Below are 15,743 nucleotides of genomic sequence, written 5' to 3' on the forward strand. Positions count from 1 at the left end.
GCAGGAAAAATGCGTCCGTAGCGTTGGATTAATAATTGAGAGGAGAAGATCGAAATCATGCTGAGGCCTGCTGCTAATGCGGGATGATAGTGAGTATTCTTACGTATTTAGCCATGTTCACCCCTAGCTGCCGCTGGCTGTTTGTGCTTGTTGCTCTGACTTTTGCTACTGCCTGCCGGCCCTACCGCCTGCCCAGCCCGACGGCCCCGCCCCAGCCCAAAGCCGCCACCAATACGGGCGACAATGGCGGCGTAGCGCCGGTTACGGCGCTCAAAGGCCAGCGCAACAGCTACGACAAGAATGGCTTGCTGAAAAAGAAAAAGTACGAGCGCCGCCGCCTCAAGCGTAAAGTAGGGCAGCGAATGCTCTTTGGGCATCCATTGCCATTTCAGTAAATCAGGTGCAAATGGCCTGATTAGCGCAACTTTACGTATAGGCAAATACTATTGAAAACTCCTCGGTATAAGGCGTCTGGGGGGCAAATTTATCCGGTTCGACTACTGACCTTTATTCGTTACTCCCATGCGTAGTGCTGTTCTGTTATTCGTCGGGTTTGCGCTTAGCTGCTCCATATCCACCGCTTCAGCCCAGACGGCGGATACCAGCCCAGCTCGTCTGCGGGCCGAAAACCGCAAAGCTCTGCGCGAGGCCCGCAAGTATAAATCTGAGTATAAAGAGTCGCATCTGGCCGTGAATCGGGACGACCTGCGCCGCAGCCAGCCGCGGGCACTGCCGCAGGATGGAAGGGGCAGTCTGCAATTCGATCACACGGGCACTGCGAAGGTAAGCGAACCATCCCGCGTGAATCTGCGTCTAGGAAAGAAGAAAAAGTATAATCAACCTTCCTCCGAACTATGATTCCTTGGCAACAGCTCACCCAAGCAGACCAACTGACTGACATCGCCCGCGAGTCGCATGAGCAGCCGGTTCTTATTTTCAAACACAGCACTACATGCTCAATCAGCGCGGCGGCGAAAAGCAAGCTGGAGCGCCAATGGGCCGATGCTGGGCTTAGTGACGCTAAAATTTATTACCTGGACTTGCTGCGCTTTCGCCCTATTTCCGGGGCTATCGCCGAAACGTTTGGTGTGCGCCACGAGTCTCCTCAGCTACTGCTAATTCAGGCCGGCGAGTGCAGCTATAATGCCTCCCACATGGGCATTCGCCTTAATGAGGTGAAAGATCTGCTCAGCGCTTAAGCCTCTGACATACATAAAACGGCGAGGTCCGGCAGAAGCAATGCTTCCGCCGGACCTCGCCGTTTTATGGGAAATATTCTACTCGTAAGAGAAGTGAACCTGCTGGCGAATTTCCGGGTTCAGACTGAGCGCCACGGGGCAGGTGCGCGCTGCGTTTTCGAGCACAGCCCGATCTTTGGCCGAAAGCATAGCGGGCATCTGAAAGCTAACGTCGATCTGGGCGATGCGACGTGGGTCGCTGGCCATGTGCTTGGTGACGGAAAAGGTCGTCGATGTCAGGTCGAGGCCGCTGCGGTCGGCCACGATTCCCATGATGGTCATCATGCAGCTGCCCAGCGCCGTACTTACTAAGTCGGTGGGTGAAAACCCTTCGCCCCGACCGTGGTTATCCAGGGGAGCATCAGTGAAAATGACGTTGCAGGAAGCGCTGTGCGTGGCTTCGGTGCGTAATTGGCCGGTGTACCGGGCGGTGGCAGTGCTCATAGTCAGATAGTCAGGAAGAGTGCAATACTTTGCGCGCAAATTTACGTACTTTCGGTGGGGCCGCTGTCAGGGGGCCAATTTCGTTTGAATTTCTCAGTTGTATAGCTGTGTTGCTACCCATACGACCTCTGTTTTTTTTCGGCATCGCCCTGCTGCTGTTGGGAGCTGGATCGGTGGCCCAGGCCCAGGATGCCACCCCCAACGAGACGCCTTCGTATCGGAAGGAGTTTACGTATGGCATAAACTTCAACACCAGAGGCGGCCTGATTGGGGGCGTCAACGTGCGCTCTACCCGCGTGCTAAACGACAAATGGTCGCGCTTCTGGAGCATTGAGGGCGTGGAGGTAAAGCACCCCAAAGAGCAGCGCATAGGCAATCAGTTTACGGGCGGAACGTACGTGCTGAATAAGTCGAACTACATGTTTGTGTTGCGCCCATCCTTTGGTGCTCAGCGCGTTATCTTCCGCAAAGCGCCGGAGTCGGGCGTGCAGGTAAACGCCTTATTGGGTGGCGGCCCGTCGGTGGGGCTGCTGATGCCATATAACATTTATTACGACTACACCGAGCGTGTGGGTGGCCGGCCGGGCGGACCTGAGGATATTCGTACGGAGCAATTCGATCCAGCCATACACGGTGATTCCCAGTTCATTGTAGATAAAGCCCCCTTGTTCAGTGGCGCCAATAACGTGAAGCCGACTGCCGGTGTTCATATGCGCGGAGCACTCAGCTTTGAGTATGGCCGCTACCGCGACGCCGTTGCGGGCATTGAAACTGGCTTTCTGTTCGAGTATTTCCCCAGCCGTCCTACTATTCTGCGGGCTACCGGCATCTCCGACGCCAAACTCAACGAGACGTTTTTCCCCTCCGTTTATCTGACAATTTATTTGGGAACGCGGAATTAATCCTGTTTCTACAAGCTGCTACGGGCGAATAGTTATTCATAAAAGCCCCCAGCATACTGCCCTGCAGCGACAACCAACGTGGTGGACCGTTGCAGGGCATCTTTATTCCCTTCTCGTTTGTTATAGCGTCTGCTGCGCGGGCTGAGCCCGACATGCGGCTAACTCCTGCCTGACCCTTACCTTTGTAGTATGGACGAACTGTTGCTGACCTTACCCATTATTCAGCCCGAGCCGGCAGCCCCGGCCCGGCCGCGCAAGCCTGATTGGCTGCGCGTAAAACTGCCTGTCGGCCCCGAGTACGCTAAAGTTCGTCGGCTTGTAGATGAGCATAAGCTGCATACCATTTGCGAAAGCGGCAATTGCCCGAACATGGGCGAGTGCTGGGGCGCTGGCACGGCCACCTTTATGATCCTGGGCAACGTGTGTACACGCTCCTGCTCGTTCTGCGCTGTGGCCACCGGCCGTCCTAATGAGTATGATACCGACGAGCCCCGCCGCGTGGCCGAAGCCATTCAGCTGATGGGCGTGAAGCACGCCGTTATTACCTCCGTAAACCGGGATGAGCTGAAAGACCGCGGCGCCAGCATCTGGCTGGAAACGGTGGTGCGGATAAAACAACTGTCGCCGGCCACGACCATCGAAACGCTTATTCCGGATGTGAAAGCCAACTGGGAAGCGCTGGATACAATGATTGCCGGCGGCCAGGAAGTCGTGTCGCACAATGTTGAGACTGTGGGCAGCCTGTACCGTCTGGTGCGCCCGCAGGCCAAATATGACCGCTCACTGGAGCAGATTCGTCGTACGAAGGCCGCTGGCAAGCGCACGAAATCGGGCATTATGCTGGGTTTGGGCGAAAAGAAAGACGAGATGTATAAGGCCATGGACGACCTCGCCGCCAATGGCTTGGACATTCTGACCTTAGGCCAATACCTTCAGCCGACGAAGCGCCATCTGGAGGTTGCCGAGTTCATTCACCCCGATCTTTTTGCTCATTACCGCGAGGAAGGTCTGGCGCGTGGCCTCAAGTACGTAGAATCGGGGCCGCTGGTGCGCAGCAGCTACCACGCCGAGCGCCACGTAAATGTCCCGATCTGATTAATCACCTCAGGTAAAATAATAATCCATTAAAAAAGCCCCCCAGCACTGCGCTGGGGGGCTTTTTTAATGGAAGCAAAGCGAATAATTAACGACGGGCGTTGACATTAGTGCCATCCTGGGGCGGATAGTTCTCCAAAATGCCCCCCACGATGCGGTACACTTCCTCCTCAGAGATGGTGTTTTTATCTATCTGAGCCTGGCCCTGCCCGCGCCACGCCAATTCCTTGCGCTTAGCATCCACGAGGTCGATGATAACGGTACCGGCTTTGTACTGCGTTACGTTCCCGTACGGCCCGCGACCATACATTCCGTAGCCACCATAGCCATAAAAGGGGTAGCCAAAGCCGCCGCCGTTGATCTGCTGCTTGTCTTCCACCTTAGCATTGTAAGCCACATACAGATCGGGGCTTTGCTCGGTGTAAGTCAGGCCTTTCTTCTTCATTTCGGTTTCAACAGCGGTACGCATGCGCTTGTCCAGAAACGACTGATAGCCACGAGCCGGACCGCCCTCAGCGTCAGAGGTTTGCTGCGGATACCACGACCACGTTTTATACGTGCGGAAATTGATGGAATGGTCGTAGTCGGAGGTGACGCCTACCCGGGAAGAAGTGCAGCTGGTAGCGCCCAATAACAGGGATAAGCCCACGGCTGCCAAAGCAACCGGACGGCGGAATAAACTTGTGAATGCGTTCATATTAAGTTGTCGAAGGGTTGAGTGAAAGAGCTAGGCGCGTTGCCGAACTAACGTAAAGTAGGGCCACCAAAGTACGTGCTTAACTCTGGCTATACAACGCCGCGATGGGGGGCAATGTTCCCAAATATGTGGGCCGGCAAAATGAGTAAAAGCAAATTTTTTCAGGGAAAAAACCTTGATCAACTTGAAATTTCTATATCTTCCCAATCCTAAACTAGACCTATGCACAAACTCTACCCTTGCCTGTTTGGCCTCGCTTTGCTTGCTTCATGCAGCGCCGTCCGCGACGATTCCTTTAGCTCTTCGCGCGGCAACAAAAAACCAGTAGCTCACAACACGGTCGTGGAGTGCATCCTCTACGACGGGATGACCAAGGAGTCTGCTCAACTCACGAACCTCAGCGTAAACTCTGAAGTACAGGTACTTGACACAGTAGACGCCTACTTTGTACGGGCCCGCGTGACGGAGAAAGGGAAAGTTCTCAACGGCTACCTCTACCGCACCTGCTTTTCCCAACGCTAGCAGTTAGCTCGGCTTTACCAATAAAAAAGCCCCCATGCCAAGCATGGGGGCTTTTTTATCTGTTAGAGCAAGCTCGTTCCACTACAGGTCATAATGATTGGTCTTGCCGGAAGAGACTTGAACCGTGGCAGTTACCAGCTGAGTGTTTTTGTAATATGAAAAAACATAATTGCCTGGATTTAATCCCTTTATAACAATCCTGGTTTTTCCATCCTGATAGGAAGCAGCATCAATATACTCGCTTTTCAGCGGAGGAATAGTGGGGTAACTATCAGCTACATACAAACGGTAGTAATAGGTAGCCTCGTCATTACTGTTGAGTATTGGATTGAATGCCACACTTATATCTCCTACAATTGCATCCTCATTTTTTGTGCAGGAAGACGAAAACGTGAAAAGTGAAATGAGCAGCAGCAGAAGCGAATGTTTGGAGTTCATCAGTATCTGAAGATTCATAAAAGCCTGTTGTGGAGTAGCCTTGCCAGACTATATGCTGATTTGGCCAGACGTAGATAATACATAGAACCCTTAAAAAAAGCCCCCGGATATTGTCTGGGGGGCTTTTTTATCTGTTAGAAAAGTTTAGTACGATGGGCCGCGGTCGGTTTCTACCAGCTTCTCCTCGGCGTCCACGTACTCCTCGATGGGCGTGCAGGCGCAGATGAGGTTCCGGTCGCCGAAGGCGGAATCGATGCGGCTGACGGCCGGCCAGAACTTGGCGGCGCGCACATACTCGGCGGGGTAGGCAGCCTGCTCACGGGTGTAAGGCCGGTCCCATTCGGTAGCCATGATGGTAGCCGCCGTGTGCGGCGCGTGCTTGAGCAGGTTGTCTTTGGCATCGGCGCGGCCTTCTTCCACCGCCCGGATTTCATGACGAATTTTGATCATGGCATCGCAGAAGCGGTCGAGTTCTTCTTTGCTTTCGCTTTCGGTAGGCTCCACCATCAGCGTGCCGGCCACGGGGAACGACACGGTAGGCGCGTGGTAGCCATAGTCCATCAGGCGCTTGGCAATGTCTTCCACCTCAATGCCCGCCTTCTTGAAGTGGCGGCACTCCAGAATCATCTCGTGGGCGCAACGTCCTTGTGCGCCTACGTACAGCACTGGGTAATGCTCCTCCAGCCGCGCCTTGATGTAGTTAGCGTTCAGAATGGCAATGCGCGTAGCCTGCGTCAATCCTTCGCCGCCCATCATGGAGATGTAAGCGTAGGAAATAGGCAGAATGCTGGCCGAGCCCCAAGGCGCCGATGAAACTGCGCCAGTAGCTTTCTCATGGCCAACTTCTACTACCACGTGGCCGGGCAGATACGGCGCCAGATCAGCAACCACGCCAATCGGGCCTACGCCCGGCCCACCGCCGCCGTGCGGAATGCAGAAGGTTTTGTGCAGGTTGAGGTGACACACGTCGGCGCCAATGATGGCGGGTGAGGTGAGGCCCACCTGGGCGTTCATGTTGGCGCCGTCCATGTACACGCGGCCGCCGTGCTGATGAATCGTGCGGCAAATGTCGATGATGGTTTCCTCGTACACGCCGTGCGTGCTGGGGTAGGTCACCATCAGGCAAGAAAGGTTAGCGGCGTGCTGCTCAGCTTTTTGCTTGAGGTCAGCCACGTCGATTTCGCCTTTGTCTGTGCTTTTCACCACCACTACCTGCATGCCAGCCATAACGGCCGAAGCGGGGTTGGTGCCGTGGGCCGAAGCCGGAATCAAGGCAATGTTGCGGTGGCCTTCGCCCCGACCTTCGTGGTAGGCGCGAATAACCAGCAGGCCAGCGTATTCACCTTGCGCACCGGAGTTCGGCTGCAAGCTGACGGCGGCAAAGCCCGTTACCTCGCACAGCCACGCTTCCAGTTCTTCAAAAATCTGCTTGTAGCCTTGCGCTTGCTCGCGGGGGCAAAAGGATGGAGGCTACCGATTTCGGGCCACGTCACCGGAATCATTTCGGCGGTGGCGTTGAGTTTCATAGTGCACGAGCCCAGCGGAATCATGGAATGAGCCAGGCTCAAGTCCTTGTTTTCCAGGTGCTTCATGTAGCGCAGCATCTCGTGCTCGGAGTGGTGGGTGTTGAAGATGGGATGCGTCAGGTACTCACTGGTACGCACCAGTTCTTCGGGCCAGGTCAGCTCTACGTCGGCGGGCATCTCAACTGCGGCGGCTTCTTTGCCCAACACTTTGGCAAATACGCGCACGATGTCGGCAACGTCCTGAGCCTCGGTGTTTTGGTGCAGGGAAATACCCACACGCACCTCGTCGAAGTAGCGGAAGTTCAGGCCGGCAGCTTCGGCTTCGCGCTTCACAGCTTGCTGCAGCTCCTTGCTTTCCAGACGCAGGTTCAGGGCGTCGAAGTAGAACTCGTTGCTCTGCTCCACGCCCAGCGCCGTCAGGGCTTTTTCCAGCGTTTGAGTCAGGGCGTGAATATTGGTGGCAAACTGACGAATGCGCTGCGGGCCGTGATACACAGCGTACATGCCAGCTAATACCGATAGCAGCACCTGAGCGGTGCAGATGTTGGAGGTAGCCTTTTCACGGCGGATATGCTGCTCGCGGGTTTGCAGGGCCATACGCAGGGCCTTATTGCCGGCGGCGTCGATGCTCTGGCCGATGAGGCGGCCGGGAATAACGCGCTTAAACTGGTCTTTGGTAGCGAAGAAACCGGCGTGCGGGCCGCCGTAGCCCATCGGTACACCAAAGCGCTGGGAGTTGCCTACGCATACGTCGGCGCCCATTTCGCCGGGCGACTTCAGCAGCGTAAGTGCCATCAGGTCGGCGGCTACGGTTACAAAAAGCCCCCAGCATGCGCCTTCGTGATAAAATCAGTGTAATCGAATACCTGACCGTCGGCGGCGGGGTACTGAAGCATAGCGCCAAACAGGGCCTCATCGGAAAGGTCGGCGGTGCGGTGGTCACCGATTACCAGCTCAATGCCCAGCGGCGTGGCACGGGTGCGCAGCACGTCGATGGTCTGGGGCAATACTAACTCCGAGACGAAGAACTTCGTGGTGTTCTTTTTCTTGGTTTGGCTATGAAACATGTTCATGGCCTCGGCGGCGGCGGTGCCTTCGTCGAGCAGGCTGGCGTTGGCAATCTCGAGGCCCGTGAGGTCAATTACCATCGTCTGGTAGTTGAGCAGAGCTTCGAGGCGGCCTTGGGCAATTTCGGCCTGATAGGGCGTATAGGCCGTGTACCAGCCGGGGTTTTCAAGAATATTGCGCTGGATAACGGGTGGTAGCTGCGTATCGTGGTAGCCCAGGCCGATGTAATTTTTATAGATTTTGTTCTGACCAGCTATCTGCTTGAATTTAGCCAGAAAAGCGCGCTCGGTGAGGGCAGCTGGCAGGTTCAGCGGCCGTTTCAGGCGGATGGCCGCCGGTACGGTTTCGTCGATAAGCTGATCGAGGGATTCCACGCCAATAGTGCGCAGCATTTGAGCTACAGCAACTTCGTCGGGGCCGTTATGACGGTCCACAAACACATCAGCGGGCTTGGTTTTCAGCAACATAAAGAGAAGATAGAGGTGGCGAGAAGATGTGGCCGCGCGGGCAGCCGAACCTTTAACAAAGGTAAGGCGAAAACCTCTCCGGACGATAGGATTATTAGGCTGGTGGAGGTGGAAGCGCCTATACGCCAAAATATTTAACCAGATTTGCCCCCCAACCTACCCAACCTCTTTTCTCAAATGCGCCCCCTAACCATTGGTATCATTCGCGAAGGAAAAACGCCCCCCGACCTGCGCGTAACGCTCACCCCCAAAAAGTGTGTGGAGGCCGAAACGCTCTTTCCCGGTCTGCGCATTGTGGTGCAGGAATGCCCCGTGCGCAGCTTTAAAGACCAGGAGTACCGCGACCTGGGCATCGAAGTTCGCCCGGACGTGTCGGACTGTGACATCCTGCTGGGCGTGAAGGAGGTGCCGCCAGCGCAGCTCATTCCCCACAAAACGTATATGTTCTTTTCGCACACCGTGAAGAAGCAGCCCGCCAACCGGGAGCTGTTGCGGCAGGTATTGCAGAAAGACATCACCCTGATCGACTACGAGCTGCTGACCAATGAGCAAGGCGAGCGAATTGTAGCCTTTGGGCGCTGGGCTGGGATTGTGGGAGCGTATAACGGGCTGCTGACGTATGGGCGAAAGCATCAGCTGTATGAACTCAAACCGGCCTACCAATGCGTCGACATGGAGGATATGCAGGAGGAGTTCTTCAAGGTCAAAAAATTGCCCCCCATCAAGATGGTAGTAACGGGTTCGGGGCGGGTAGCGCAGGGCGCGGTGGAGGTGCTCGACAAGATGGGCATCCGGCGGGTGAGCGTCTACGATTATCTGTACCTGGATTTCAACGAGCCGGTGTACACCCAGCTCCGCAGCAGCGACTACAACCGCCGCCGCGACGGCCGCGTGTGGGATACGCCCGATTTTCACCGCAACCCGCAGGAGTACGAATCCACGTTTGGCGCTTTTTTGCCCGTTACGGATTTGCTGCTGGCTTGTGCCTATTGGCATCCGGCGGCGCCCAAGCTGTTCAGCGAAGCCGACACGCAGCGCCCTGATTTTCGCATCAATACGATTGCCGATATCACCTGCGACGTGAATGGCTCCGTGCCCACGACCAAGCGGAGCACCAGCATACAAGACCCCGCTTTTGATTATAACCCGCGGACCGGCGAGCTGGAGCCGCCTTACTCCAGCCCCACCAACATTACGGTGATGGCCGTGGATAATCTGCCCTGCGAGCTGCCTCGCAACGCCAGCCGTGACTTCAGCCGACAATTACTGGACAATGTGTTTCCGTATTTGGTAAGTGACAAGCCTGAACCGATCATTGAGCGGGCGACCATTGCTACGGGGGGCAAATTGACGGAGCGCTACGCGTATCTGGCTGACTATGTAGCTGATTAACTCACACTATTAAAATCGCATTGTCATCCTGACGAAGGAAGGACCTTATCCCAATTGAACAAAGTCGTTTAATTGGGATAAGGTCCTTCCTTCGTCAGGATGACAATGTAGTGTGGACGCTGTCTAGACGCCGCGCAACACCGGATATTTGGCCTGCACCAGCATATAAACACCATAGGCCATCAGGCCCAGGGCTACAATGGCGAGTACAACAGGACCCATACTGGCGAGCAAGTCGAATGCTCCTTCGGTGCCTTGAGCTGCCTTAGAATTAGACTGCATAGCGGCCTGCAAAAAGAAATAGCCAATGATGGCCATTACAATACCGCGGGCAGTATAGCCAACTTGACCAGTGCGATATACTATTTTTTGCTGCTCGGCCGGCAATCCGCTACTATTAACGTGCTTGGAAAACTTGCCGGAGTAAGCGCGGTAAATCTGGTAAAGGCCGGCGCCAATAATGCCCAGCGCAATAGCGCCAAGTACCCATTGGCCCCACGACTGATCCAGGAGCTTGGCAATCAATGATTGTTGGGTGCTGCCTCTGCCCTGATCGGCGTTACCGCCACTGAACGCGGCCCGGCCCGCCGCGTAGGCCAGACCAGTGTAGAGGAGGCCACTGCCCGCATAGCCGAGTCGGCGGGCTAAGCCTTTCGCATCTGAGCCCTTGTCTTCCGTATCGCGGAAGGCCTGAACGAGGCGCCAGATGACATAGCCAAGTAAACCGAAAGCAACCAAGCCCAGCAAGAACCGACCAAAAGGCAGGTCCTGAATGGTTTGCAGTGCTTGCTCTTTATCCGCCGTTTTGCCCCCCTGAGTACCCGTAGCCGCCATAACTGCCAGGGTGCCCACCACAATATACACTACGCCTTTAGCCGCGAAGCCAAATCGGGCTAAGGCTTTGATACCCGATGAGGGTGTTTGGGGCAAGGAAGAAGTAAGGGAAGAAGTTGACATAGCTGGAAAGTAGAAAAGAGCGGAAAATATGAACCAACAGGGAGTACGCAGCGCTAAGCACTCATTGAGTACATAGTGGGCCGGCCAAGCAAACCTTCAGGTTGGTACAACTCAGCTCCTGCGCGAAATAGGGGTTCGTTTTCAGCTAAGTCGAGGGTGAAGATTGGCTTGCCATCCAGAGCGCCGCTAAAAAATAAGCGCTCCAAATTGCCCCCCGCTGCCATGTACGGAATAAAGAATTGATCGGCCAATTCTGCAATCAGCAGATTACGGATATCGGCCGTTTCCTGCGTTATAATAGTCAGCTCTTCTTCAAAGGGAGTAAGGAACAACAGCTGGTCAGCTGCTAATTCTAGCTCGTATTCCAGCTTCATGTTGGGTCTGATGCCACGGCCCAGCGCATACACAATAGGTTGTTGCTCGCCTTGCAGCAGATAGCGAAATACCTTTTGCTCTAGTAAGGAATGGAATCCGGACAGCACGCAATGGCCGTTGGTGCGTTGCTCCACGGCCCACATATAAGTGGGATACTCGATGTAGCCAGGATAATTACGTGAGCAAAAGAAAGCGGTCTTTGGAAGGGTCAGCAGGTCAAGGTTTCCCAAGGTGTGCAGCTCTTCCGGGGCAATATTCATACGCGGAAGGCCAGAGAAAACTGGCGGCTAAAAGGCTTACAGCCAAGATGAAAGCAGTAGTGAACGGAGTAGAACAAATGAAAGCTCCGCACTAGCTTATTACAGCTGGTACGGAGCTTTTGTTAATAAGGTCAGCCGTAAGGGCTAAAAATTGCGGCTAAACCAGGATTTTATTTCATCGGCTGTCTTGCCAGCTTTCTTTTGAAGCTCGCCCAGCCATTCTTCCTGACGGCCTTCCTGATACTCCATATCGTCGTCGGTGAGGTTGGCGTGCTCCTGCCGAAACTTGCCTTTTACTTCATTCCAGTTGCCACGGGCACGCCACTCAGTGCTTTTGTCAATATCCATTGTCGTAGGGCTTAAGGGTGGAAATGAACTACTTACCCGTTAGCTTACGCCGGCCACGCCGCAAGGTTGAGCTGAGCTAGGCCGCTAGAAATGATTGGTATTCGCGAGGGCAATGGCAAACCATATAACTGTTCCAGTAAGTAAGCCAATTCCGAAGCCGCCGGCTGCTTTACCAATTTTTTTGCGTTGGGCTTGTTGTTGGTAACCAAGCAAATAATGAGGATCGTTAAGTAACGCTGTATCCGGAGCTATAATATTCTGGCTTTGAATAGGAGATAGTCCAATAGCAGCGCCAGTAGCTATCCCGCCCAAAGCGCCCGGAGTAGTTGGACCAAGAAAAATAAGGCTGACAGCAGTGGCGGTAGCGGTTACGAATAAGCTTCCGGGTGCTTTAAAATACTTTTGGGCATCCATACGGCCCTGGTTTGTCATTTCTGCCGGTGTGCGGCCCGTTACTAGAGATGCATCCGTTTTGCTAATAATCACCTTCGTGCCATTGGCATAACGAATCAAGAACACTCCAGTAGCGGCCATATACAGTGTGTCTGAACTTGGAGGTTCAGTGCCGGGTACATAGGATATTTCAGTAGGCGTAATGGCCAGCACTTTCGCCTTTATTTCCTCGCCATTGGTGCGCAGAATAGTGTCCTGAGCCTGGGCGCACAATGCGCTGCAGAATAATAGATAAGTGAGTAGAAAAAGACGCATGAGAGCAGAGAAAAAATACATAGGAATAAAATAAATCAGCGCACCAAGTGCCTGATTTAATTAAGCTTAGGGCATCAATGACCTCCGTTACTGAAAGCTATCATGACAAGCGTATATACAACCACTACCCCAGTTGCCAAGCCCAACCCAAGGCCTCCGGCTGCTTTTCCCAGCTTTTTCCGTTGGGCCTGCTTTTGGTAGCCGCTTACATAATCAGTATCGGCCAGCAACGCCTGATCAGGGACGATCATATTATGAGGTTTTGGAGGCGTGGCGGCAATGACAGTGCCCGCAACAATACCCCCGAGCCCATAAGTAGCTGGAATGCTAACTACAGTGGCTCCAAATGTGCCCCAAAAAGCCCCCCGCGCTTTAAAATACTTTCCCGCATCCTCGCGACCCAAGTCACTCATTTGCTGCGGAGTGCGGCCTAAGCCTATTGCTGGCGCCGTAGCATCTGGCTGGCTTACAATCTCTTTGGTGCCGTTGGAATAGCGAATCAGGAATACATCGGTAGCAAGCAGGTGCAACGTATCGGTGCTGGGGGCTCGGTGGTAGGCACGTACGCCACATCGGTAGGCGTAATGGACAGTACCCGAGCCTTCACCTCATCGCCATTGGTGCGCAGAATGGTGTCTTGGGCTTGCGCGCTTAGTGTGGCGCAAAAGAGAAAGCAGCAAAGTAGAAAAACGCGCATAGTCGTATTTATGAAGTAGTGAATTGAGAAGAAGTGTGCTCTTAGCGCCGCCGTGAGTTGAAGCCGACCAGCAGACTAAACCGCGCCCCGCCGTTGCCGGGTACCACTGCGAAATTCACCGGGAAGTTGATGCCATTGGAGCGAAAGGAGGTGCCGATAGCCAGCGCAACATTGGCACTTACTGGGGTCAGATTGGGGCCTAAGCCAAACTCAAACCCTTTTGGCCCCCGAATACCTACCAGCGCATTGATGCTCGGAATAAACTTGCCCTGCTCTAAGCCACCTATCAGCGGCACTATCTCCAGCAGGCCCGCCGTACCGTTGGGCATTCGGAAAATGCGGGTTTCAAACTGCCAGCCGAACTGAGTGATGAAAGGGTTTAAATCCTTCAAATAGCTGCTTTCACGCGCATTAATCTTATTTATAACGCCTTGCGAAAGGATAGTAAACCCAATGCGCGGACCATTCAAGTGAATCTCCTCATAAGCCGACTCCTCATCGCCGGGCACGACCGGGCCGGGAGGTGGGGGCGAGCCGGCGATAATCTGGGGGCTTTTTGGCTGGTGCTCAGCACTTCCTTGGTGCCGTTGGCGTAGCGAATCATGAATACCTCGGAGCGGCGAACAGTGATGAGCGGGCCGTCGGGGTTATCGGTGCGCTTGTAGCGCACTTCGGTGGGTGTAAGCTCCAGAACCTTAACCTGAAGCTCCTCGCCATTTTGCTTGGTGAGCAGGTCCTGGGCTTGGGCTGAAATGACCGTGAAGGCGGACACCAGCAGGGAAAGTAGAAAGCGTTTCATATAAGTAGGCTGTGAGGTGAAATCCTGTCCGAAGGTGCAGACTTACCCCCTGAAAACACGAACCAACTTTCACGTTTTTCAGACTTTCGACAGACCCCTTTCCTGTTGTAAAAATCTGATTTACAGATAGTGTACAAGCCAATAAATTAGACTTTAGAAAAAGCCCCCCAATCCCTATATTTAGCTTTTATATCTACTCTTATGGATGACTTACGCACGACGCTGGTCACTTTCTCGCCGGACGACCGCAAAGAGTTTGGCCGCTTCGTGCAGCGGCAGCGCAAAAAAGTAAATGGTCGCATGGATTCGCGCCTCTACGAATTGCTGCTGCACGCCAAAGCATACTCAACCGAGGAGCTGCTCGCCAAGCTATACCCCGGTGAGCCTAACGCGGTGGCATACTATGCCTTGCGCAAGCGCCTGATGCGCCACCTCACCGATTACCTGCTGCTGCGCCAGCGCCAACTCGACCCGACGGCGGCGTCCTCGGTGCGCGGCCAACTCACGCTGGCACAGTACCTTTTTGATGTGGGCGTACCCCGCCTGGCCTGGAACATTCTGCGCAAGGCCGAAAAGCTGGCCCACCAGAATGAGCAGTATGAGCTGCTGAACACCATTTATAACCTGCAGATTGCCCAGGCGGGCAGCGAGTATGCCGATGAGCTGGCCGACATCATTCGCCGCCGGAATCATAATAAAAAGGCGGCCGACGAAGAGGAGCGCGCCGGTATTGCCGACAGCCTCATTCGGGAGCGGCTGCGGCAGGCCCGCAGCCGGGGCCGGGCCGGCGAGGCCTTCGATGGTATTATGCGCGAAGTATTGCGCGAGTATGATTTGCAGGAAGCCTTTGCGCGCAGCCCGTCGTTGCTTTACCGCCTTATGTCCATTGCCCGCAGTGCCATGCTGGTGCGCCGCGACTTTGTGTCGTTTGCGCCGTTTGTGCGCCGTTGCTACACGCTCATGGAGAAGCGCCACGGCTTCCGGCCCGCCCACCGCTACTACCAGTTGGGGCTGCTGTATATGATTGCCCACGCCTTGTATCGTTCGCGCCGCTTCACCGAGTCGGTGGCGTATCTGGAGCAGCTGCGGGCGGCACTGTACGCGGGCTCGCGCAGCTACATGGCCGATTTTTATCCCAAGTATATCTTCCTACTGGCTGCTAATTACTCGTTTCTGCGCCGCAACGCCGAGAGTATCAGCTTGCTGGAAAACCTGTTGCAGGGGCGCGAGGTGGCCTTGTCGGCCGCCGACCAGCTTACGGCGCGGCTGGGGCTGGGCTTTCACTACTTCGCCGAAAACCAGTTTGCCAAAACCAACCAAGTGCTTATCGGCATCGGCCGCTCCGACCATTGGTGCGAGCAGAAAATGGGCGTGGAATGGGTGTTCAATAAGAATATGGGCGAGATGCTGGTGCAGCTCGAACTCGGCAACTCCGACCTGGCCTTGAACCGCTTGCGCGCTATTGAGCGTGGCTTCCGCGAACGGTTTGGCGAGGGCGGCCCGTATCAATACGTGCTCTGCTACCTGAACCTGGTGCGCGAAATCCTGGACGACCCCGCCGCCGTGCGCCACCCCAGCTTTCTGGAGCGCGTCAGCCAGATGGCAGACGCGGTGCCATTGGATAGCGAGCGGGAAGATTTGCACGCCATGAGCTTTTACGCCTGGCTCAAGGCCCGTGCCTTGGGTCGGCCCTACTATGAGGTGCTGATGGAACTGGCCGGGGCGGTCAAGGCGCAGGAAAAAGAAACAGCATAAAATCAAAAAGCCCCCCAGACCGAGTCTGGGGGGCTTTTTTTACAATCTAAGAGCA

The 15,743-nt window shown here is 54.8% G+C and carries 19 protein-coding genes and 1 pseudogene; 8 read left to right on the forward strand and 12 right to left on the reverse strand.

The window, feature by feature from the left end; translation table 11 throughout:
* Window positions 1–113 precede the first annotated feature (113 nt).
* The 3 genes from H9L05_RS08645 to ytxJ all read left to right on the forward strand — a co-directional run bounded on the left by H9L05_RS08645 (window position 114) and on the right by ytxJ (window position 1,199).
* Window positions 114–395, forward strand: a complete 282-nt coding sequence (locus H9L05_RS08645; RefSeq protein WP_187733814.1) for a hypothetical protein — start codon at window positions 114–116, stop codon at window positions 393–395.
* Between the two features lie 127 nt (window positions 396–522).
* Window positions 523–858 (forward strand): hypothetical protein, encoded by a 336-nt coding sequence (locus H9L05_RS08650; protein WP_187733815.1) that lies wholly within the window; start codon window positions 523–525, stop codon window positions 856–858.
* Window positions 855–1,199 carry a bacillithiol system redox-active protein YtxJ gene (gene ytxJ, locus H9L05_RS08655; RefSeq protein WP_187733816.1) on the forward strand — a complete coding sequence of 115 codons (345 nt, stop codon included), beginning with the start codon at window positions 855–857 and terminating at the stop codon, window positions 1,197–1,199. The genes H9L05_RS08650 and ytxJ overlap by 4 nt, the downstream gene beginning before the upstream one ends.
* A 78-nt stretch (window positions 1,200–1,277) precedes the next feature.
* Here ytxJ and H9L05_RS08660 read toward each other — a convergent pair whose 3' ends face one another.
* Entirely contained in the window at window positions 1,278–1,682 is a 405-nt protein-coding gene (locus tag H9L05_RS08660; protein ID WP_187733817.1) for an OsmC family protein, read from the reverse strand.
* A gap of 107 nt (window positions 1,683–1,789) precedes the next feature.
* Between H9L05_RS08660 and H9L05_RS08665 the strand changes: the two genes are divergently transcribed.
* Together H9L05_RS08665 and lipA are read left to right on the forward strand one after the other, a co-directional pair.
* Window positions 1,790–2,584 carry a hypothetical protein gene (locus H9L05_RS08665; protein ID WP_187733818.1) on the forward strand — a complete coding sequence of 265 codons (795 nt, stop codon included), beginning with the start codon at window positions 1,790–1,792 and terminating at the stop codon, window positions 2,582–2,584.
* 201 nt (window positions 2,585–2,785) lie between these two features.
* Window positions 2,786–3,679, forward strand: a complete 894-nt coding sequence (gene lipA, locus H9L05_RS08670) for a lipoyl synthase (protein WP_222841364.1) — start codon at window positions 2,786–2,788, stop codon at window positions 3,677–3,679.
* 88 nt (window positions 3,680–3,767) lie between these two features.
* Here the strand turns inward: lipA and H9L05_RS08675 are convergent, their stop codons facing one another.
* The gene (locus H9L05_RS08675) at window positions 3,768–4,376 is read right to left on the reverse strand and encodes a DUF4136 domain-containing protein (RefSeq protein ID WP_187733819.1); all 609 of its coding nucleotides are present in this window, start codon (window positions 4,374–4,376) and stop codon (window positions 3,768–3,770) included.
* 222 nt (window positions 4,377–4,598) lie between these two features.
* Between H9L05_RS08675 and H9L05_RS08680 the strand changes: the two genes are divergently transcribed.
* Window positions 4,599–4,898: a hypothetical protein gene (locus H9L05_RS08680; protein WP_187733820.1), complete on the forward strand. Its 300-nt coding sequence runs from the start codon at window positions 4,599–4,601 to the stop codon at window positions 4,896–4,898.
* Window positions 4,899–4,979: 81 nt separating this feature from the next.
* Here the strand turns inward: H9L05_RS08680 and H9L05_RS08685 are convergent, their stop codons facing one another.
* Both H9L05_RS08685 and gcvP read right to left on the reverse strand, forming a co-directional pair.
* Entirely contained in the window at window positions 4,980–5,336 is a 357-nt protein-coding gene (locus H9L05_RS08685; RefSeq protein WP_187733821.1) for a hypothetical protein, read from the reverse strand.
* Between the two features lie 144 nt (window positions 5,337–5,480).
* Window positions 5,481–8,397: pseudogene (gene gcvP / locus H9L05_RS08690) on the reverse strand (aminomethyl-transferring glycine dehydrogenase).
* Window positions 8,398–8,574: 177 nt separating this feature from the next.
* Here gcvP and H9L05_RS08695 point away from each other — a divergent pair.
* Window positions 8,575–9,789: an NAD(P)-dependent oxidoreductase gene (locus tag H9L05_RS08695; protein ID WP_187733822.1), complete on the forward strand. Its 1,215-nt coding sequence runs from the start codon at window positions 8,575–8,577 to the stop codon at window positions 9,787–9,789.
* 123 nt (window positions 9,790–9,912) lie between these two features.
* Here H9L05_RS08695 and H9L05_RS08700 read toward each other — a convergent pair whose 3' ends face one another.
* The 8 genes from H9L05_RS08700 to H9L05_RS23430 all read right to left on the reverse strand — a co-directional run bounded on the left by H9L05_RS08700 (window position 9,913) and on the right by H9L05_RS23430 (window position 13,933).
* The gene (locus tag H9L05_RS08700; protein WP_187733823.1) at window positions 9,913–10,746 is read right to left on the reverse strand and encodes a DUF1206 domain-containing protein; all 834 of its coding nucleotides are present in this window, start codon (window positions 10,744–10,746) and stop codon (window positions 9,913–9,915) included.
* Between the two features lie 53 nt (window positions 10,747–10,799).
* The gene (locus H9L05_RS08705; RefSeq protein ID WP_187733824.1) at window positions 10,800–11,381 is read right to left on the reverse strand and encodes a DNA-binding protein; all 582 of its coding nucleotides are present in this window, start codon (window positions 11,379–11,381) and stop codon (window positions 10,800–10,802) included.
* 144 nt (window positions 11,382–11,525) lie between these two features.
* Entirely contained in the window at window positions 11,526–11,729 is a 204-nt protein-coding gene (locus H9L05_RS08710) for a CsbD family protein (RefSeq protein ID WP_187733825.1), read from the reverse strand.
* Between the two features lie 84 nt (window positions 11,730–11,813).
* Complete coding sequence (locus H9L05_RS08715) at window positions 11,814–12,437, reverse strand: hypothetical protein (RefSeq protein WP_187733826.1); 624 nt, start codon at window positions 12,435–12,437, stop codon at window positions 11,814–11,816.
* A gap of 74 nt (window positions 12,438–12,511) precedes the next feature.
* Entirely contained in the window at window positions 12,512–12,967 is a 456-nt protein-coding gene (locus H9L05_RS08720; RefSeq protein ID WP_187733827.1) for a hypothetical protein, read from the reverse strand.
* Window positions 12,937–13,134, reverse strand: coding sequence for a hypothetical protein (locus H9L05_RS08725; RefSeq protein ID WP_187733828.1), 198 nt, complete (start codon window positions 13,132–13,134; stop codon window positions 12,937–12,939). Before H9L05_RS08725 ends, H9L05_RS08720 begins: the two co-directional genes overlap by 31 nt.
* Before the next feature lie 41 nt (window positions 13,135–13,175).
* Entirely contained in the window at window positions 13,176–13,643 is a 468-nt protein-coding gene (locus H9L05_RS23425) for a hypothetical protein (RefSeq protein WP_223284823.1), read from the reverse strand.
* Window positions 13,601–13,933 carry a hypothetical protein gene (locus H9L05_RS23430; protein WP_223284824.1) on the reverse strand — a complete coding sequence of 111 codons (333 nt, stop codon included), beginning with the start codon at window positions 13,931–13,933 and terminating at the stop codon, window positions 13,601–13,603. Before H9L05_RS23430 ends, H9L05_RS23425 begins: the two co-directional genes overlap by 43 nt.
* A 201-nt stretch (window positions 13,934–14,134) precedes the next feature.
* On the opposite strand from H9L05_RS23430, the gene H9L05_RS08735 reads away from it, so the two are divergent.
* Window positions 14,135–15,688, forward strand: a complete 1,554-nt coding sequence (locus H9L05_RS08735; RefSeq protein ID WP_187733829.1) for a hypothetical protein — start codon at window positions 14,135–14,137, stop codon at window positions 15,686–15,688.
* Window positions 15,689–15,743: the final 55 nt, after the last annotated feature.

The organism is Hymenobacter qilianensis (genome assembly GCF_014489555.1).
Lineage (GTDB): Bacteria > Bacteroidota > Bacteroidia > Cytophagales > Hymenobacteraceae > Hymenobacter > Hymenobacter qilianensis.